We start from the raw sequence: 19,854 nt of genomic DNA on the forward strand, positions 1-19,854 counted from the left end.
GCGCGCCGGCTGAACGGCGTCGTGGCGTGTGGAGATCAATAGGCTGCGCGGTAGATCTTCTCGATATCGGCGGCGGTCAGCTGGCGCGGGTTGTTGCGCATCAAGCGGTCGATCTTGCTGGCCTCTTCAGCCATCGCTGGGATGGCATCCTCCGGCACGTTGAAGCTGCGTAAGCCGGATGGGATATCCACGGCCACACATAGATCCGCCATGGCTTTAACGGCTTGATCCGCCGCATCCTTGTCGCTCAGGTTCGCGACGCGCACGCCCATGGCTTCGGCGATATCACGCAAGCGTTCGACGCAGGCCGTCTTGTTCCACTCCATCACGTACGGCAACAACAAGGCGTTGCTGACGCCGTGAGCAATATTGAAACGCCCACCCAATGGGTACGCCAGCGCATGCACCGCGCCTACCCCTGCGTTGCCAAACGCCATGCCGGCCATCAGGCTGCCGGTGGCCATCTCCTCCCGCGCTTGCAGGTTGGTAGGATTGGCATAAGCCTTCGGCAGCGCCTTGGCGATCAGCTTGATGGCGCCCAGCGCGATAGCATCGGTGATCAGCGAGGCGTTGACTGAAAGGTAGGACTCGACCGCATGCACCAGCGCATCGACACCACTGGCCGCGGTCACACTGCGTGGACAGGTCAGCGTCATGGTCGGACTGACCAGCGCCACGTCGGGCAAGAGATAGTCACTGACGATGCCTTTCTTCAGTTGCGCTTGCTTGTCGGAGAAAATCGCTACGTTGGTAACCTCCGAACCTGTGCCGGCGGTCGTCGGGATAGCAATCAACGCAGGGCCTTTGCGTTTCACCAGATCGACACCGAACAGTTCGCTCAGCGGACCTGCATGACTGGCATACGCCGCGACACCCTTGGCGATGTCGATGGCGCTGCCGCCGCCCACAGCAATCAACCCGTCGTGGCCGCCCTCGCGATAGGCGCGGGTGCAGTCCTCGACGATGGCCACTTCAGGCTCCGGTTTGACCTGGTCGAAAATGCCGTAAGGGCGATCACCTAATTGCGCCAGTGCCAGGTCAACAGTGCCGGATTTCAACAGAATGACGTCGGTGACGATCAATGGATTCTGCACATCGAGGCGAGTCAGTTCAGCCGAAAGCTGCTCGATAGCGCCTTGTCCAGTGATCAGTTTGTTTGCGATTTTGAATGCAGAGGTGTTCATCAGGCTCGTCCAGTTGATGTTGTTTTATTGGAAGACGTGCCATAGGAGATAGCGAAAGCCGTGCCAAATCCCGCAAAGCCCCACGCCGTGGGCCTTCACGTGATTGGAACGAACACAGGAGGGTTTTTTACCGCTCAGTCCCGATTAGTTTTCTGATCGGTATGCAGGGGCTTGATTGAAAACCTAATCGGTATGTTCCCAGCGTTTCATTTTCTGCACCACGGTTGCCTGACTCACCCCCAACGCCTTGGCGGCAAGGCGCGTGGTCTTGTGTTCGCGCAGTGCGGCGCGAATCGCACTGCGCTCGGCATTTTCCAAGACCTTGCGCAGGGGTAAGTGGGCCTCATTGGAGTTCAGTGAGTTGAGGTCGAGGATCTCCTCAGGCATATCCAACGCCTCGATAGTCCCGGTCTGATTGGTCACCACCAGCCGTTCGACGACATTGATCAGCTCGCGGATGTTGCCGGGCCAAGCGTATTCGCACATCAGGTCCAGCGCTTCGAGGCTCCATTGGACCTGGCGTTCATAACGGGTATTAAATCTGTCGAGGTAGTAATGCAGCAGCGGTGCGACCTCCTCACTGCGCTCGCGCAGTGCCGGGATACTGATCGGCACGACGTTGAGCCGGTAATACAGGTCAGCCCTGAAACGACCTTCTGCCACCAGTTGCTTGAGGTCATGGTGAGTGGCGCTGATGATGCGCACATCGACCTCCTTCAGCTCCAGGCCGCCGACAGGAATGAAGCGGTTTTCTTCAATGACCTTGAGTAACTTGACCTGTACTGGCAGCGGCAAATCACCAATTTCATCGAGAAACAACGTTCCGTTGTGCGCCAGTTCCAGCAGGCCACGCTTGCCTTTGCGGCCTGCGCCGGTGAACGCGCCAGGGGCATAGCCAAACAGCTCGGCTTCGATCAGATTCTCGGGTAAGGCACCGCAGTTCAGCGCAAGGAAGGGTTCATTGGCGCGTGGACTGGCGTTATGGATGTACTGCGCGACGAGGGTTTTCCCGACACCGGTCTCTCCTTGAAGCAAAACCTTCACCGAGCTTGCGGCAACCTGTCGGGCCAACGAGAAGACTCGGCCGGAAACCTCCTGGTCGGCCATAAGCGGAGAGCGCAACAGATTGTCTTGCTGACCGGCATGCAGCTTGGCGGTGCTGTTGCGCAGCTGTTTAAGCTGTTGCAACTCATCGCGCTCATGTTTCATGCGCAGCAGTTCAGTCATGTCCCGCACGGTACTGACGACGTACGAAATCCGCTTATTTACGTCGAGAATCGGCGTGGCGCTGACCAGCAATTTCTTGCCCTGGCTCAGGCTCTGCATCACCGACACCGGCCGACCTCCCTGTAATACGCGCAGTGTGGCCGATTGCGAGATGACGCCCTCCTTCACCAACTCCTGCATGGATCGGCCGATGAGCACAGCACCGCTGAGTCCAGTCAGGCGCTCATAGGCTTGATTGACCTTCAAGGTCTTGCCGTCGCCATCCGTGATGTAGACGCCGTCATGCAATGCGTTGAGCAGTTCTTCAAAACTGGCGTCGTTGACGTTCACCGGGGCGTTCCTTCGAAGTTCAGAGTCGTTAAGTGTAAACGTGTGCTCATGCCGGTGCTTTCAAATCCACCCCAAGCGCCCGGGCAAACGCCTTGACCAGCGGACTGCGGACGGTGTTGTGTCGCAGGATCAGATTGAACGGGGTAACGATATTGAACAGGTCCGGGCGTATGGCTCGCAACTGTCCTTGCTCGACCAGGCCGGCGGCATAGTGTTGCGGGAGAAAGCCCACGAAACGGCCAGTCTTGACCAATAACGCGACCGCTTCCACCTGGGTCGCCGAGGCGGAAAAGCCGTCGTAACGGGCGAAATTCAGTTTGTCGCGGTGGATCGCGTAGCGGTGGTTGACGCACTCATGTTCCTTGAGCACCTGGCTATCGATTTGCGCATCCGGCGTCTCGAATAGCGGGTGCCCCAGGGCGCAATAAACCAGTGAGCGTTCTTCATACAAGGCATAGTAATCAAACTCTTCACGCTGCTGATAAACCGGCACGATTCCGGCCACTAATCGACCTTCAACTACCCCGCGCTCCACCTCATCTAGCTGGGACGCCTGAAGTTGCAGCCTTACTTTCGGTGACTCTTCGTTGATCGTTCTAAGCGCGGCAACTAGCGGTGAATGAGGGTCACTTATCGTATTGTCAATGACGCCTACGCCCAAGTCCCCAACAAGTTCGTTTTGCGCGGAACTAAGCCGGTCCCGAAAGTTGTCGACAGACGCAAAAAGATCGATCGACGCCTGATAGACCAACCTGCCCTCTTCGGTCAGGTGAAAGCCCTCGCGGCCTCGCGTGCACAGGCGCATGCCGATGCGAATTTCAAGGTCCGAGATCTGTTTGCTGATCGCTGCCAAACCCACGTTGAGTTCATTCTGGGCGGCGCTGAAACCTCCCGCCTCGACCACCGCCTTGAACACTTTGAGCAGTTTGAAGTCCAGGCCGCTGAGCGCCAACGGTGCCCGGTGAGGCGGTTTAGGCGGCGGGTTTCCGGAATTGGAAAGTGGGGTTTCCATAATGCTTATTTACCTCTGGCGCCCTATTCAACACTCTGTGCCCAACAACAAAAACAACGCTGGCTAATAATAATGACCACAGAAAACCAAGCTTGGCAACCGCTAATAATTTTTGTATCTGGCGGCCAAGTCACTGATTTCCCGCTATTAAAAGCTGACACTTCGATCAGCCCTTTCCGCTTCGAAACTGCGCTTGTCCCCTGCCCTCGATGAATAATTAAGCCGCGTCACGCCTGGCGGATTTTCTCCGTCCAGGGTGAATGTTTCGGGCCAGACCGAACGTTTCGAGTTCGCTTCACCGATGAGGAAAACAACAATGTCCCAAACCACCGACCGTCTCTGGGGTGCGCGCTTCAAAAGCGGCCCGTCCGATGCCCTGGCAGCCCTGTCGCGTTGCCCGGAACACTATTTTCGCCTGACCCCTTACGACCTCGCCGGGTCCCGCGCCCATGCCGGGGAGCTGCAACGCGCCGGGCTGCTCAGCGAAGAAGAAACCCGGACCATGCTTGCCGCCCTGGATCAGATCGGCGCCGACTTCCGCGCCGGCAGCATTGCCCCGACCCTCGACGACGAAGACGTCCACACGTTCATCGAGCGCCTGCTGACCGAGCGCCTCGGCGCCTTGGGCGGCAAGCTGCGCGCCGGTCGCTCGCGCAACGACCAGACTGCCAACGACCTGCGCCTGTTCCTGCGGGATCACGTCCGCACCCTGGCTGTCGAAGTGCTCGCCTTGCAACAGGCGCTGGTGGCCCAGGCCGAGCAACACATCGAAAGCATCTGCCCCGGCTTCACCCACCTGCAGCAGGCGCAGCCGATTGTCTTCGCCCATCATCTGCTGGCCCATGCCCAAGCGATGCTGCGCGACGTTCAGCGTCTGGTTGATTGGGATGCTCGAACCTCGCTGTCGCCGCTGGGTGCAGCGGCCATGGCCGGTTCCGCCATCGCTCGCCTGCCCGAGCAATCGGCCAAGGAAATGGGCTACAGCGGCGTGTGCGAAAACTCCATCGATGCGGTGGCCAGTCGTGACCACGTCGCGGAGTTCCTGTTCATCGCCAGCATGCTCGGTATCAACATTTCCCGCCTCGCTGAAGAGTTCTGCCTGTGGTCGTCGCGGCAATTTCGCTGGGTCAGCCTGGACGATGCCTACGCCACCGGCAGCTCGATCATGCCGCAGAAGAAGAACCCGGACATTGCCGAGCTGGCTCGCGGCAAGGCTGGCCGCTTGATCGGCAACCTGACCGGCCTGCTGTCCACCCTCAAATCCCTGCCGCTGTCCTACAACCGCGACTTGAGCGAAGACAAGAACGGCGTACTCGACAGCGTCGACACGCTTCTGCTGGTGTTGCCGGCCATGGCCGGGATGGTCGCGACCATGCAGGTCAACGTTGCCGAGCTACTGCGTCAGGCGCCACTGGGTTTCACCTTGGCGACCGAAGTCGCCGACTGGCTGGCCATGCGCGGCGTGCCCTTCAAGCAAGCCCACGAAATCACCGGCGCGCTGGTACAGGCGTGTGAGAAACACGACATCGAATTATGGGACGCATCCCCAGCGCTGCTGGCCGAGATCGATCCGCGCCTGACGCCCGAGGTACGCGATTGCCTGACCCTGGAAGCGGCCATTGCCGCCCGCAGTGGCCGGGGCGGTACCGCGCCGCAGCAGGTGCGCGAGCAGATCGGGCGCTTGAAAACCGCCCTCGCCGCCCAGCAGGCATGGACCGAAAACTATCAGGGCCTGCGCCTTTGACGCCTGCTCCCGCAGCGATTGTGCCTCACCGCAAAGACCAGTTTCAGGAGCACCAACATGAGCCAGACTCAGGCAGAACAACTCCAGGCGGAACGCAAGCTGGCGGAAAACCAGTTCGACATAACGCAGTACCAGCATGTGCCACGGCGCTACTACGGGCGGATCTTCTTCGCCTCGGTGATCGTCGTCGCCCTGCTGGGCCTGGCGCGGGCCTTCGCTGAAGGCAAGATCGAATGGTCGTACATCGGCCAGTTCCTCACATCCCAGGCCATTCTGTGGGGGTTGTTCAATACTATCGTCATGGCCGTGCTGGCGATGGCGCTGGGGATCGTGTTCGGGGTGATCACCGCGATCATGCGCATGTCCGCCAACCCGATCCTGCGCTACGTAGCGTTGACCTACACCTGGCTGTTCCGCGGCACGCCGCTGATCCTGCAACTGCTGTTGTGGTTCAACCTGGCGCTGATTTTCCCCACCATCGGCATTCCCGGCCTGATCGAAGTGGACACCGTCAGCCTGATGACACCCTTCGTGGCCGCCCTGCTCGGCTTGAGCATCAACCAGGGCGCCTACACCGCCGAAGTGGTGCGCGCCGGCCTGTTATCCGTGGACACCGGCCAGTACGAAGCGGCCAAGTCCATCGGCATGCCGCGCCTGCAAGCGTTGCGTCGGATCATCCTGCCGCAGGCCATGCGGATCATCATTCCGCCGGTGGGTAACGAGTTCATCGGCATGGTGAAGATGACGTCCCTGGCGAGTGTCATCCAGTACTCGGAACTGCTCTACAACGCCCAGAACATCTACTACGCCAACGCCAGGGTCATGGAATTGCTGATCGTCGCCGGTATCTGGTACCTGGCCACGGTCACGGTTCTGTCCTTTGGACAAAGCCGCCTGGAGCGTCGTTTCGCCCGCGGCGCCGGCAAGCGTTCTTGAGGAAAGCGACATGAGAAGCATCGTCAAGGCTGTGAGCCTGAACAAATATTACGACCAGTACCACGCGCTCAAGGACATCAACGTCGAAGTCGAGCAAGGCGAAGTGCTGTGCATCATCGGCCCGTCCGGCTCGGGCAAGAGCACCTTGCTGCGCTGCGTCAACCAGTTGGAGAAGATCGACAAGGGCGGGCTCTGGGTCGATGGCGAGCTGGTGGGCTACCGCGTGGTTGGCAACAAACTCCACGAGCTCAACGAGGCGCAGATCGCCCGGCAACGCCTGGCCACTGGCATGGTGTTCCAGCGGTTCAACCTTTTCCCGCACATGACCGTGCTGCAAAACATCATCGAAGGCCCCTGCCAAGTGCTCAAGCGCTCGCCCAAGGAAGCGCACGAAGAAGCATTGGAATTGCTGGCCCGGGTCGGCCTGGCCGACAAACGCAACAGCTACCCGATCGAACTTTCGGGTGGCCAGCAGCAACGGGTGGCGATCGCCCGTGCATTGGCCATGCGGCCCAAGCTGATGCTGTTCGATGAACCCACTTCGGCACTCGACCCGGAACTGGTCGGTGAGGTGCTGTCGGTGATGCGCGATCTGGCGCAGACCGGCATGACCATGATCGTCGTCACCCATGAACTGGGCTTCGCTCGCGAGGTTTCCAACCGCATGGTGTTCATGGACGGCGGGCAGATCGTGGAGGCTGGAAGCCCCGAAGAAATACTTATAAGTCCTCAAAATCCACGCACCCAAAGCTTCATTTCTGCCGTTCGAACCTAAGCGCCGCTTGGCGCCACAACACTCAAAAGAGAACGACCATGAAGAACTTCGTCATCCCAGCAGTACTCGCCAGCCTCATGGCTTGCAGCGTCAGCTTCGCCGCCCAATTGCCCGCGAGCATCAAGGACAAGGGCGAGATCGTCGTCGCGATCATGCCGAACTACCCACCGATGGATTTCAAGGACCCGGCCACCAACACCCTGACCGGCCTGGATTATGACCTTGGCAACGCCTTGGCCGAACGCCTGGGCGTGAAGATCAAATGGCAGGAAACCGGCTTCGAACAGATGATCAACGCACTGACCACCGATCGGGTGGACATGGTGCTGTCGGGCATGACCGACACCGCCGAGCGCCAGGCCAGCGTGACCTTCGTCGATTACTTCACCAGCGGTCCGCAGTTCTACACCTTGCAGAAGAACAAGGACATCAACGAAGCCATCGACCTGTGCGGCAAGAAAGTCGGTACCAGCCGCCGTACCACTTTCCCGGCGGAAATCGCCGAGTTCAGCAAGGCCACCTGTGAAGCGGCCGGCAAACCGGCCATCGTCGTGATCGGCACCGAAGGTTCGGCGGACGCCCGGGCGCAACTGCGTCAGAGCCGTATCGACGCGGCCATGCAGGGCAGCGAAACCTTGTCCTATCTCAAGACCCAGGAAAAGGACATGTACAAGACCGTGGGCCAGCCGATTTCCGTGCAACTCACCGGCCTGGGCGTGAGCAAGAAAAAGCCCGAGCTGAGCGAGGCTGTCAAAGTCGCGCTGCAAAGCATGATCGATGACGGCAGCTACCAAACCATCCTGAAGAAATGGGAATTGGAACTCGGTGCGATCAAGACCGTGACCGTCAACGCCGGCAAATAGAACCCATCCACTGTGGGAGCGACCTTGCTCGCGAAGGGCCGTGCCGGACGGCATTGACCTCGAGACGGGCCCGCTCCCACAGGGTTGGTGATTCCATGAGAAATGAGTGGAGCGCTACTGATGTCCTCGCTTAAACCCGCCTGGCCCGACCAGCATAAAGCCTGCCTGGCCTTGGCCTTCGACCTGGACGGTCCGACCGGCGATGCGATGCTCAACGGCTCGATCTGGCACAAGCCCGAGTACTTTGGCTTCGGTGGCTATGGCCCCTATCGCGCACTGCCGCGCCTGCTGGACCTGCTCGACGCCTTCAAGATCCCGACGACGTTTTTCATCCCGGCCTGGGTCGTGGAAAACTGGCCCAGGCAATGCCAGGCAATCGTCGAACGCGGGCATGAGGTGGCGTACCACGGCTACAAGCACGAATCCTTTTACGCCTTGACGCTAGATGAACAGAAGACCGTGATGAGCAAGTCTCGCGAGGTGTTCAGCAAGTACCTGAACATCACCGCCGAAGGCTTTCGCACGCCGTCCGGCGACTGGCGCGCCGAGACCCCGGCCATGCTGGCGGAAGCCGGCGTGATCTATTCCAGCAGCATGCGCGGCGATGACCGTCCCTATCTGGTGGACGTCCCGGGCCAGGACACCCCTTTGGTGGAAATCCCCGGCCGCTGGGAAATGGACGACTACGCCTCCCTCGCCTATACCCGCAGCCCAGACTTCCCTTCGGGACTGGACCGTACCGCCAGTTACGAACTGACCCTGGACAACTGGTGCCGCGAATACGACGGCGCCATGGACGAAGGCTTGTGCCTGACCACCCTCTTCCACCCCAAGATCACCGGCAAACCGGGCCGCATCCTGTTGCTGGAAAAACTCTTCGAACACATGCGCCAGCGCAATGACGTGTGGTTCGCCACCTGCCGCGACGTCGCCCATTGGTGGCTCAAGGAGCATCATCATGGCTGATACTCGCATTTGGCCCGACGGCTATCGTTGCGCGGTGGTCGTGACCGTCGACTACAACGACATCCATGGCATCCTCACCCAGGCCCCGGAAGTGGCCGGTCGGGACAAGACCTTGTCAGTCTGGCGATACGGCAGTCAACGGGGCGTAGAACGGCTGCTCGATCTACTCGCCGAGCTGGGCGTACCCAGTACCTGGTGCGTTCCTGGCATCGTCGGTGAAGAAAATCCCGGGCACATCCGGGCGATCCAGGCCGGTGGGCATGAGATCGCCTGCGCCGGTTATCGCCATCAGAACTACGACCACCTCACGCTCGTCGAGCAAAGCGCCGACGTCGCCAAGGGCTGCGAAGCCCTGGCCCAGCTCACCGGCAAGCGCCCGACAGGTTTCCGGATTCCCGCCGGCAATGGCGCGCCCGGATTCGTCCAGGCGCTGTACGAACAGGGGATCCGATGGTCCTCGTCCTGGCGTGGCGATGACCTGCCGTTCGCACACCCGACAGCGCCGGAGGTGATCGAATTGCCCCTGCACTATGAGCTGGAAGACGAACCCTACTTCGCCTTCAACCTCAGCCCGGCGGTCCCGCCGGGACAATCGCGGATCGCCTCCTATGGTCATACCCTGGGCAACCTTCAGATGGACTTCGCTGGGTTCCACCGATTCGGCCTCTGTTATGTATTGCGGTTGCACCCGGAAATCATCGCCACGCCGGGGCGCATCGGGCTGCTGCGCGAATTGCTGGAAGGCATCCGGCAGCATTCGGACGTGTGGCTCGCCACGGCGGATGACGTCGCGCAATGGTGGGCGGATTCGGCGATTGCCGTGGCCGATGACCATCCAGCGGCGGTGTATGAGCGCCATTACCGGAATCACGGCGTATGAGCGATATACGCGCCTGCCAACGTCTCAGCGCCATGGAACGCCTGGCGCAGTTCTGTGTGCAAACCCGGTTCGACGATTTGCCCGTGGCGCTGGTGACCCAGGCCAAGCGCCACATCCTCGACACGTTTGGCGCGGCCCTCGCCGGGGCTGGCAGCGAGGTGGCGAAACAGGCACAAGCGGTGTTTCGCGATGAACCAGGTGATACGCCGGTGTGGGGCACCCCTTTACGCACCAGCACCGCCCAGGCAGCGATGCTCAACGGCATCTCCGCCCATGCCCTGGAGCTGGACGACACCGGCGGTTGCGATCATTCCGGCGCCGTGGTGCTGCCGGCCGTGATGGCGGCGGTGTCGATGGCGGGCAGAGCCGTGGACGGCCGCGAGTTCATCACCGCCGTGGTGATTGGCTACGAAATCGGCCGCCGCGTGCTGGAAGCCTGCGGCGGTTATTCGGCGCACAACGGCGCCGGTTGGCACTCCACGGCCACCTGCGGAGTGTTTGGCGCAGCCGCCGCCAGCGCGCGGTTGCTCGGCCTGGACGCCGCCCAGACCCTGTCTGCCCTCGGCATCGCGGGCAGTTTCAGTGGTGGGCTGTGGGCCTTCATCCACGACGGCTCCCACAGTAAAAAGCTCCACAGCGGCCGGGCTGCCGAGGGCGGCTTGCTCGCCGCTCGATTCGCCCAGTGCGGCATCACCGGACCGAGCCACTTGTTCGATGACGTCTGGGGCGGATTTCTCAAAACCCTGGCTGCCGAGACTGCTGTTCCCGAGGCGCTGGATGCGGACCTGGGCCGCGTCTGGAAACTCGCCCGCTGTTCGATCAAGCCCTACGCGGCGTGCCGTGGCACCCATTCGGCAATCGACGCCCTGGGGCTGCTACTCGCGCAGTTGCAGGTGGGCGCCGGGCAGCTAGAGGACATCCAGGTAACGCTGTGTGGGTTGCTTCGGGACATGTGTGGCGGGCAGGATGTCGCCAGCCTGGCGGCGGCGCAGATGAGCCTGCGCTACGCCCTCGCCGCGCGGCTTGTGCTGGGGCACTGCCGATTGGACGCCTATGACGATGCATCACGCAGCGATCCTCGGATTGCGCACTGGGTTCCGCGCATTCGCCTTGAAGTCGATCCGGCGCTGTCGCAGGATGGCGAGCCCATCGTGACCGTGCGGACCCTGGACGGTCGGTCGGCAAGCCTGTGCGTAGACGTTCCGTTGGGCGCGCCAGGCAATCCGCTGAGCGAAGCGGCGCTGGAGGAGAAATTCCTCAGTCTGGCCGGTCGGGCACTTAACCAGCGCCAGGCCCAGGTGTTGCTGGCCCAGCTGCGACAGGTCGAAACCTTGGAATCGGCGGCGACGCTGTATCAATGGCTGGCGTGAACATGGCGTTGCCGGTACAGGACCCTACAGAATCTAATAAGGACATTTGCCCCACGTGGCCACCTACTCCCTCGTGATACGCCGATTGATGATCTGCTCGCTGACCATTGTGGTCAGTCGCGCTATCACCAGTCCTCTGCTGACGCTGTTCTTGAGCAACAAACTCGGCCTCAACCAACAGGACGTCGGCCTGTTGCTGGGCATCGCCGTGTTCATCGCCACGTTGCTCGCGCTCTATGGCGGCTACGTCATCGACCGGCTGGACAAGCGCCAGTTGCTGATCCTGGCGATGCTTTCCAGCGCCATCGGCTTCGTCCTGCTGACCTTCGCCGAAAACCTCTACCTGACCACCGCGATCCTGGTCGTCACCGAAACCGCTTCGGCGTTATTCCTGATCGGCTCCAAGGCCATCCTCAGCGAACAACTGCCCATGGGCCAGCGGGCCAAGGCGTTTTCCCTGCGTTATACCTTGACCAACATCGGCTACGCCACCGGCCCGATGCTCGGCGTGGTGATCGCCGGGGTCTATCCGACAGCGCCCTTTCTGATTGCTGGCGGCATCGCGTTCATGAGCATTTTCCTGATGAGCGCCATTCCAAAAGACGCCGCACAGGTCCCAGTCATAGGCCCACCACCGAGTTTCCTGAAGACCCTGACCACCCTCAAGAACGACCGCACCCTGATCATGTTCACTTGCGGCTGCCTGTTCAGCACGGTGGTCCATGGGCGATTTACCTTGTACCTGTCGCAGTACCTGCTGGTGACGAATGATTCCAAGCGCGCCCTGCAAACCATGGCCGCCCTGCTCGCCTGCAACGCCATCAGCGTGATCCTGCTGCAATACCAGATCGGCCGCTTCCTCAAGCGCGAGCAGTTGCGCTATTGGATTGCCGGCGGCACCGGTCTGTTCATCCTGGGCTTGATCGGTTTCAGCTTGGCCAATAGCTTGTTGAGCTGGTGTGTGGCGATGTTCATTTTTACCTTGGGTGAAATGATCATCTATCCGGCCGAGTTCCTGTTCGTCGACACCCTCGCCCCGGAAGACTTGCGCGGCAGCTACTACGGCGCGCAAAACCTGGCCGCACTCGGCGGCGCGTTGAGCCCGGTAATCTGCGGTTTTCTGCTCCTGCATACCCCGGCGCCGACGATGTTTTATGCCCTTGCCCTGCTGACAGCGATGGGTGGGACGCTGTGCTTTATGGCCGGGCGGCGGGTGGCGCTGGGGCAGAAACATTAGCCCGCTGAAGATCTTCCGCGGCTCATTGGCGGCAGCAATCCAACCTAAAGATCATCAGGCCACTGCTGCCATTGCACCCCATTGATGAGATGCCCCCTGCGAATGAACAAGCCACTGTTGAAGGCCTTGAGTAATCGGGAATCGTCGGTCCCGCTGAACCCTCGTTCGGAGGCATCCACGACTTTTCCGAGATTCCAATTGGAAACCTTGGAAGCTGCATATTCAATCCCCACGCCCTCGTTCGTGCGCTTCTCGAGCCGGTAATTCAAAGACCAGTTCAACAGGGGGTAAGCCTCGCGCTGCGCAGCATCCATTAGAAACCTGTTCAAATTGCTGGGTGCACGGAAGTCGAGTTTGTCCGTGCATCTGAACGCCACCGCTGCGGCATTCGATGGATCGCCCTCTCGATCGAACAAATACTCCCAGAGGTACCGCCTCACCGTGTTGGACTGGTCGATAGACTGAATGGTCTGGCGGCTGATCCACCGTTTGACATCCTTGAACATGGCGCCGGCCTTGGGGCCGAGCTTCAAGCCAATGCCAATCAGGTACCACTGGATTCTGTGAGTATGCTCACCGTGCCAAGGACCGGCACCGAGATCCTTGAAGGGGCGTCCCGATGCCAGTTGAGCGTTGAACAACGACAAGACGTTACCGACCAGCAAGTCTGCCGGTAAGTGCTTACTTGAAAAGAATTCCTTGTCGACATCGAAGCCGTTATCGGCCTCCCAGCGGGACAACACCGTCGTCAGCAGCTTGCCGGTGGTTTCCTTTGCCACTTCGGCAAGCCTATGGAATTCATTGGGTGTGCCTTTCTTCCATTTTTTTCTCATGCCGCTCAGATGATTGAATAGATTCAACACCGTGTCTGGCGTGATGGTGACGCCGCTGGAGCGTAGAGCTGCCTGGGCAGCCATTATCCGTTCAGAGAACAATAGAAATAACTGGTGCTCCAGATACGCCAGTGCGCCCCTGCAATTTTCTTCTGCTGACAGAAACGCCCCCACATCGCAGAAGTCCTGGAAGTAGGCACTATTCTGAAACGCTTGGGAAAAGTTATTGGTTAAGTCCAAAGCTACACTGGCTTCGCTCTGAGCGGGCATCGCGTTTTCCTCCATGGATGACCTCTTCAGCCTAGTCCCGGAACACAGCGCTGCTCGCTCCTTGGTAGCCGTGATCCAGTTGTTTTATTTTTTTTCGCAATAAAACCTATAGCTAAGAAGCCTAAGCAACGTCTTCCTGTCGCCTATCTTGAAACACAATTCAGCGCTGTTCCCTTGGTCGAATAGCGTCTCCAGATAACGGCAGATGTTATCCATGGAAACGCATTCTTCCATCCGTAAGCGCTGACGGGTGTGAATGACGAGGCGATATGGAAATCACCCAAAACCACCGCCTGGTGCAAGTCGACAGCCCCCTCGGCGACAATGTCCTGCTGCTAAAGAGCCTGGAAGGCAGCGAAGAATTGGGGCGGTTGTTCCACTATGAAGTGGACCTCACCTCCGAAGACCGGGCGATCACCTTCGACCAGTTGCTGGGCAAACCGATGGGCCTGACCCTGGAGCTGTATGACGGTGGCAAGCGCTACTTCCACGGCATTGTCTGCAGTTGCCGGCAGCTGACCGGCCACGGCCAGTTCGCCGGTTACCGCGTCAGCCTGCGGCCGTGGTTCTGGCTGCTCACGCGCACTTCCGATTGCCGTATTTTCCAGAACAAAACCGTGCCGGACATCATCAAGCAGGTGTTCCGCGACCTGGGCTATTCCGACTTCGAAGACAGCCTCAGCGGCAGTTATCGCGAGTGGGAGTACTGCGTGCAATACCGCGAAACCAGCTTTGACTTCATCAGTCGGTTGATGGAGCAGGAAGGCATCTATTACTACTTTCGCCACGAAAACTCCCGCCATGTACTGGTGCTGGCCGACGCCTACGGCGCCCATTCCACGGTGGCAGATTACGCCTCGGTGCCGTTCTACCCGCCGGATCGGCAAATGCGTGAGCGCGATCACTTCTACGATTGGCAACTGGCGCGCGAAGTCCAGCCCGGCTCACTGGCCCTCAACGACTATGACTTCCAGCGCCCGCGCGCCAGCCTTGAGGTGCGCTCCAACGTGCTGCGCAACCACAGCAACAGCGACCATCCGCTCTACGACTACCCGGGTGAATACGTACAGAGCAACGATGGCGAGCACTATGCGCGTACTCGCATGGAAGCCATTCACAGCCAGTTCGAGCGGGTGCAGTTGCGTGGCCGCGCCCGAGGGCTGGGCTCCGGCCATTTATTCAATCTGACGGGCTACGACCGTGAGGACCAGAATCGTGAATACCTGGTGGTGGTCGCACGCTATCAGATCCGCCAGGATCCCTATGAAAGCGGGCAGCCGGACCTGGGCGAGCAGTTCATCAGCGAACTGGACTGCATGGACGCCAACCAGGCCTTCCGCCCTCTCCCGCTGACGCCCATGCCGATTGTCCGTGGGCCGCAGACCGCCGTGGTGGTGGGCCCCAGTGGCGAGGAGATCTGGACCGACCAGTACGGCCGGGTCAAAGTGCATTTCCACTGGGACCGCCACGACCAGTCCAACGAAAACAGCTCCTGCTGGATTCGCGTCTCACAGGCCTGGGCCGGCAAGAACTGGGGCTCCGTGCAGCTCCCGCGGATCGGTCAGGAAGTGATTGTCAGCTTCCTTGAAGGCGATCCGGATCGGCCGATCATCACCGGCCGTGTCTACAACGCCGAGCAGACCGTGCCCTATGGGTTGCCCGCCAATGCCACCCAAAGCGGCGTGAAAAGCCGTTCAAGCAAGGGCGGCTCACCGGCCAACTTCAATGAAATCCGCATGGAGGACAAGAAAGGCGCCGAGCAACTGTTTATCCACGCCGAGAAGAACCAGGACATCGAGGTCGAGAACGACGAGACCCACTGGGTCGGCCATGACCGCCGCAAGACCATCGATAACGATGAAACCGTGCACGTCAAACACGACCGGACCGAAACCGTCGATAACAACGAAACCATCACCATCGGTGTGGATCGCAAGGAAAAGGTCGGCAATAACGAAACCATCTCCATCGGCGTGAACCGTACCGAGGATGTTGGCAGCAACGAGAAAATCACCATCGGCGCGAATCGCACCGAGAGCGTGGGCAGCAACGAGACCATCACCATCGGCGCGGACCGCACGGAAAAGGTCGGTGCCAACGAAAAAATCAGCATTGCCAGCAACCGGACCGAGGACGTAGGCGGCAACGAGACCATCGGCATCAGCGGCAACCGTAACGAAACGGTCCAGGGCAACGAAGGCATCGAGATCAACGGCAACCAGAGCACCCAGATCGGCCAGAACGAATCCCGCGACGTTGCCCAGAACCGCACCACTGGCATCAAGCAGAACGACAGCCTGGACGTCGGCAAGCATTTTTCCCTCACGGCCGGCGACTCCATCACCCTGACCACGGGCGCAGCCAGCATCACCATGAAGAAGGACGGCACGATCATGATCAGCGGCAAGAACATCACCATCGACGGCTCAGGCGCCATCAAGATCAAGGCCGACCGGAACGTGGTCGTCAAAGGCCAGAAGATTCTGCAGAACTAGCCAGGGAGTAGGCGCTATGACCGTTGAATATCACCTCCCCGTCGCCTCCGCCGCCACGCCGGCGCGCGTGGAGGGCGTCGTGATTGGCGTGTTGCTGGACGTGCCCAAGGCGGACGCCCCGGTGGTGGCCTTTCCCGGCTGCCCCGTTGACTCAGGCCTCGCCGCGCGCACCACCACCCCGCTCACCCGCGAAGACATCGGTGCCCAGGTCGCCCTGATGTTCGAGGCCGGCGATGTGGCCCGGCCGCTGGTGATCGGGCGCATCCAGCGTCTGCCGGAAACCGCGCCGCCTGCCGTCGCCCACCTGGACGGCGAGCGCTTGGAATTTACTGCCGAGCTGGAAATCGTCCTGCGCTGCGGCAAGGCCAGCATCACCCTCACGCGTGAAGGCAAGATACTCATCCGAGGGGCCTACCTGTCGAGTCGATCATCCGGCGTGAACCGCATCAAGGGCGGTTCGGTGCAGATAAACTAGAAGGTAGTCGATCCATGGAGCTGCTCAACGCCAGCAAACTGGTGGCTGCCTACACCCTGGGCATGGCAAGCGACGGCCGTGAATCCCTGGTGGTGGTGGCCAAGGGGACCTTCGGTCTTCCGTTGGACGGTCGCGCCGCGACCCTCGCTGAGATGCAGCAACCGCTGCTGATGGCTGACACTTTTATTGGCGAACCCGGCCTCAGCGCGCCTTTGCAGGAAATGGATTTCGCCCCGGTCAAGCCATTCTGCGATGTGCTGGTGCGTGGCAAGGCCTATGCGCCAGGCGGACGGCCGGTCACACAGTTGACCGCAGGCATTCGTGTTGGTCAGATGACCAAGGCCTTTTCCGTCCTTGGCCCTCGGCAATGGCAACCAGGACTGTTGGGCGCTTCTCCCGGCTTACCGCAGCCCTTCACCGAGCAGGACATCTCTTATGCCCAGGCCTTCGGCGGCAGCCATCCGGTGGCGAACGAGCCCGACATGCGTCACTGCTACCCAGCCAATCCGACCGGTCGCGGCTGGTATCCGCACCGTTTGAGCAGTGCTGACATCGTGGGCACGCCGATGCCGAACACCGAGGAATTGGGCAAGGCGATCGACAGCCCCTCTGGCGACTTTCGTCCGATGGCCCTCGGCCCGGTCGGCCGTAGCTGGCCGCAACGCGCCCGCTTCGCCGGCACCTACGACGATGCCTGGTTGGCCGACTGCTTTCCGTTTTTGCCAGGGGACTTCGACAATCGCTACTTCCAGGCGGCCCCTGACGACCAGCAGGTTCCTTACCTGCGTGGCGGCGAGAATGTACAGCTGCTCAACCTCACCCCCCAAGAGCGGGCAGGTTTTCGCATTCCCGAAATGGCTGTGCCGGTGACTTTCTTTCTGAAAAAAGGCGGTCATGAGACTGTGCAGGCGGTGATTGACACCTTGCTGATCGACACCGACGCTCGCCAGGTGCAGTTGACGTGGCGAGTCGCTCGTCCGCTACGGCGTAACATTTTCGAGATTGCCCAGGTGCTGGTCGGCACTATGTCGACAGCGTGGTGGCGTGCCCGTGAACTGGGCAAGGATTACTACCCGTCGCTTGGCGCCTTGGTGAAAGCCAAGCGCGCCCCCGAGGAGACGAACTGATGACTGCCCTTTGCATCATCGGTTCGGGGATGATCAGTGCTGTCGGCTTGAGCGCGCCGGCGAGCTGTGCGGCGATCCGCTGTGCCATCGACAACTTCCAGGAAACCCGCTTTCTCGACCGCGCCGGTGAATGGCTGATTGCCGCCAGCGTGCCTCTGGAACAGCCCTGGCGCGGCCGCACCAAGCTGATCAAGATGGCTGCCCGCGCCATTGCCGAGGCATTGCAGAGCACTCCCGGCATCGACCCGGAAAAGACGCCGCTGCTGCTGGGGCTGGCGGAAGCCGAGCGTCCCGGTCGCCTCGCTGGTCTCGACCAGGGGCTGCGGCACGCCATCGAAGCCGAACTGGGCGTCCGTTTTCATCCTGGTTCCTGCGTCATCGCGCGGGGCCGGGTCAGTGCCGCCGTGGCCCTGCTCAACGCGCGTGCGTTGATACATCAAGATGGCCATCGTCACGTGATCATTGCCGGTGTCGACTCCTTCCTTAATGGAGCGACGCTGGCCGCCTTCGAAGAACGCGAACGGCTGCTTACCAGCGAGAATTCAAACGGTTTTATCCCCGGCGAAGGTGCCGCAGCGGTGGTGCTGGCCGCTCCCGTCGCCCGCGAAGAGCCGCAATTGGCCTGCATCGGCCTGGGGTTCGGCGTGGAACGGGCCACGGTGGAAGCTGAAGACATTCCCCTGCGCGCCGAAGGCCTGACTCAAGCGGTACGGGCGGCCCTGAGCGAAGCCGGCTGTGGGTTGGAGCAAATGGATTATCGGCTCACCGACATCTCCGGCGAGCAGTACTACTTCAAGGAAGCCTCCCTGGCCCTCAGCCGGACCCTGCGTGTGCGCAAAGAGTTCTTCCATCTCTGGCACCCGGCCGACTGCATCGGCGAAGTCGGCGCCGCCATCGGCCCGGCCATGCTCGCCGTGGCGTTGGCCGCCAGTCGCAAGGGTTACGGCGAAGGCCCGAATATCTTCTGCCATCTCGGCAACGACGCCGGCGAACGCGCCGTTGCATTGCTCAGTTACCTGACTGTGAGGGCTGCGTAATGGCCAACCAAGTCTTCGCCAATAATATGGAAATTTCCTGCAAGGCGGCGGACGGCAAGTCGATTGCCTGCTTCCCGGATGTCTGCTTCACCCCGCCCCAGGCCCCGCCCACCCCGCTCGGTGTGCCCATCCCTTATCCCAATACCGGTATGGCGAAGGACACGGCCAAGGGAAGTCGGACGGTGAAGATCACCCGTAAAGAAGTCATGCTTAAAGACAGAAGTTACTTTAAGACCAGCTATGGCGATGAGGCCGGCTGTGCGCCGAAGAAGGGCGTGATTACCGGTAAGATCAAGGGCAAAGTGTACTTCACCTCTTGGTCGATGGATGTGAAGTTCGAAGGCCTGAACGTTGTGCGGAACATGGATCTGACCACACATAACCATGCATCGCTCCCCGGAAACACACCGACCTGGCCCTATTTGGACGAAGCGGCCTTCGCCGACGATAGTGATCATGCCTGTGCCCCGCTGGCTAAAAAACTCAAGACCCACTGCGAAAAGCACGTTAAACGGACCAAGAAAGGCCAGTTAAAAAGGAAGTCATCAAAGGACGCCATGTGTGCCGATCGTAAATGTAAGGCCGCGATGAAGTGTTCTCTATCACCCTATTCCCCCTCGAATTGCTGCGATGGGAAAACCCCCCATCATGTAATACCTAAGCACTGCATCCAGAAGCCTAATCAAGGAAACTCTTCCAACCCTGACGTATATACCGGCTGCGAGGGCTATAACTCCAAATTAGCCCCGTGTGTATGCGTGTCTGGACATGACAAGAGCACCGGGCAGCACAAAAAAGTGCACGACATATTCGACAAGGCCGAGGATAAAAACCTCGTTAACGGCAAGGCTGGGACCTGGACTTATGAGGCCGCAGCAAATAGCGGAGCAACGGCGGTCAGCCAAGTATTACGATGCGACCCGAAATGTACACGGTCCCAGTTGGATGCTTATCACCAGCAGCCCAATAGATCGGCGGTTCCTCCGAAAAGCCCCAACATCAGCAATACCACCAATCTACGTGCTGACAGCAGCGGAAACAGGACCCCGGAAAACTTCTCAACAGTTGCCAGCGGCACATTTGGATAAGGAGC

At 60.3% G+C, this 19,854-nt stretch carries 17 protein-coding genes; 13 read left to right on the forward strand and 4 right to left on the reverse strand.

What is annotated here, in order from left to right:
- Positions 1-35: 35 nt before the first annotated feature.
- The 3 genes from PFLQ2_RS14155 to PFLQ2_RS14145 all read right to left on the reverse strand — a co-directional run bounded on the left by PFLQ2_RS14155 (position 36) and on the right by PFLQ2_RS14145 (position 3,753).
- Positions 36-1,184, reverse strand: a complete 1,149-nt coding sequence (locus PFLQ2_RS14155; protein WP_003181729.1) for an iron-containing alcohol dehydrogenase — start codon at positions 1,182-1,184, stop codon at positions 36-38.
- A 183-nt stretch (positions 1,185-1,367) separates the two neighbouring features.
- The gene (locus tag PFLQ2_RS14150) at positions 1,368-2,741 is read right to left on the reverse strand and encodes a sigma-54 interaction domain-containing protein (RefSeq protein WP_003181731.1); all 1,374 of its coding nucleotides are present in this window, start codon (positions 2,739-2,741) and stop codon (positions 1,368-1,370) included.
- A gap of 46 nt (positions 2,742-2,787) precedes the next feature.
- Complete coding sequence (locus PFLQ2_RS14145) at positions 2,788-3,753, reverse strand: LysR family transcriptional regulator (protein ID WP_003181733.1); 966 nt, start codon at positions 3,751-3,753, stop codon at positions 2,788-2,790.
- A gap of 316 nt (positions 3,754-4,069) precedes the next feature.
- Here PFLQ2_RS14145 and argH point away from each other — a divergent pair, with 316 nt between their 5' ends.
- The 8 genes from argH (at position 4,070) to PFLQ2_RS14105 (ending at position 12,524) form a co-directional block, all read left to right on the forward strand.
- On the forward strand, positions 4,070-5,497 hold the full coding sequence (gene argH, locus PFLQ2_RS14140; protein ID WP_003181735.1) for an argininosuccinate lyase: 1,428 nt from the start codon (positions 4,070-4,072) through the stop codon (positions 5,495-5,497).
- Between the two features lie 57 nt (positions 5,498-5,554).
- A complete protein-coding gene (locus PFLQ2_RS14135) occupies positions 5,555-6,433 on the forward strand; it encodes an amino acid ABC transporter permease (protein ID WP_003181736.1) in 879 nt (292 codons plus the stop codon).
- Positions 6,434-6,443: 10 nt separating this feature from the next.
- Entirely contained in the window at positions 6,444-7,208 is a 765-nt protein-coding gene (locus PFLQ2_RS14130; RefSeq protein WP_003181738.1) for an amino acid ABC transporter ATP-binding protein, read from the forward strand.
- 38 nt (positions 7,209-7,246) lie between these two features.
- On the forward strand, positions 7,247-8,071 hold the full coding sequence (locus PFLQ2_RS14125) for an ABC transporter substrate-binding protein (RefSeq protein ID WP_003181740.1): 825 nt from the start codon (positions 7,247-7,249) through the stop codon (positions 8,069-8,071).
- A gap of 117 nt (positions 8,072-8,188) precedes the next feature.
- Positions 8,189-9,037, forward strand: coding sequence for a polysaccharide deacetylase family protein (locus PFLQ2_RS14120; protein WP_192814264.1), 849 nt, complete (start codon positions 8,189-8,191; stop codon positions 9,035-9,037).
- On the forward strand, positions 9,030-9,917 hold the full coding sequence (locus PFLQ2_RS14115; protein WP_003181743.1) for a polysaccharide deacetylase family protein: 888 nt from the start codon (positions 9,030-9,032) through the stop codon (positions 9,915-9,917). The genes PFLQ2_RS14120 and PFLQ2_RS14115 overlap by 8 nt, the downstream gene beginning before the upstream one ends.
- Before the next feature lie 32 nt (positions 9,918-9,949).
- A complete protein-coding gene (locus PFLQ2_RS14110) occupies positions 9,950-11,287 on the forward strand; it encodes an MmgE/PrpD family protein (protein WP_003181745.1) in 1,338 nt (445 codons plus the stop codon).
- Between the two features lie 55 nt (positions 11,288-11,342).
- Positions 11,343-12,524: an MFS transporter gene (locus PFLQ2_RS14105; protein WP_003181747.1), complete on the forward strand. Its 1,182-nt coding sequence runs from the start codon at positions 11,343-11,345 to the stop codon at positions 12,522-12,524.
- A gap of 44 nt (positions 12,525-12,568) precedes the next feature.
- On the opposite strand, the gene PFLQ2_RS14100 is transcribed toward PFLQ2_RS14105, so the two are convergent.
- Positions 12,569-13,642, reverse strand: coding sequence for a LirA/MavJ family T4SS effector (locus tag PFLQ2_RS14100; RefSeq protein ID WP_003181749.1), 1,074 nt, complete (start codon positions 13,640-13,642; stop codon positions 12,569-12,571).
- A 254-nt stretch (positions 13,643-13,896) separates the two neighbouring features.
- Between PFLQ2_RS14100 and PFLQ2_RS14095 the strand changes: the two genes are divergently transcribed.
- The 5 genes from PFLQ2_RS14095 to PFLQ2_RS14075 are packed head-to-tail and all read left to right on the forward strand — an operon-like array spanning position 13,897 to position 19,849.
- Positions 13,897-16,122, forward strand: a complete 2,226-nt coding sequence (locus PFLQ2_RS14095) for a type VI secretion system Vgr family protein (RefSeq protein ID WP_003181751.1) — start codon at positions 13,897-13,899, stop codon at positions 16,120-16,122.
- A 16-nt stretch (positions 16,123-16,138) separates the two neighbouring features.
- Complete coding sequence (locus PFLQ2_RS14090; RefSeq protein ID WP_033046021.1) at positions 16,139-16,597, forward strand: DUF6484 domain-containing protein; 459 nt, start codon at positions 16,139-16,141, stop codon at positions 16,595-16,597.
- A 14-nt stretch (positions 16,598-16,611) separates the two neighbouring features.
- Entirely contained in the window at positions 16,612-17,724 is a 1,113-nt protein-coding gene (locus PFLQ2_RS14085) for a DUF2169 family type VI secretion system accessory protein (RefSeq protein ID WP_003181755.1), read from the forward strand.
- Positions 17,721-18,761, forward strand: a complete 1,041-nt coding sequence (locus PFLQ2_RS14080) for a 3-oxoacyl-ACP synthase (RefSeq protein ID WP_088021774.1) — start codon at positions 17,721-17,723, stop codon at positions 18,759-18,761. The genes PFLQ2_RS14085 and PFLQ2_RS14080 overlap by 4 nt, the downstream gene beginning before the upstream one ends.
- Complete coding sequence (locus PFLQ2_RS14075; RefSeq protein ID WP_003181759.1) at positions 18,761-19,849, forward strand: PAAR-like domain-containing protein; 1,089 nt, start codon at positions 18,761-18,763, stop codon at positions 19,847-19,849. Before PFLQ2_RS14080 ends, PFLQ2_RS14075 begins: the two co-directional genes overlap by 1 nt.
- Positions 19,850-19,854: the final 5 nt, after the last annotated feature.

This window comes from Pseudomonas fluorescens Q2-87, assembly GCF_000281895.1.
In the GTDB taxonomy this organism is placed as follows: domain Bacteria; phylum Pseudomonadota; class Gammaproteobacteria; order Pseudomonadales; family Pseudomonadaceae; genus Aquipseudomonas; species Aquipseudomonas fluorescens_S.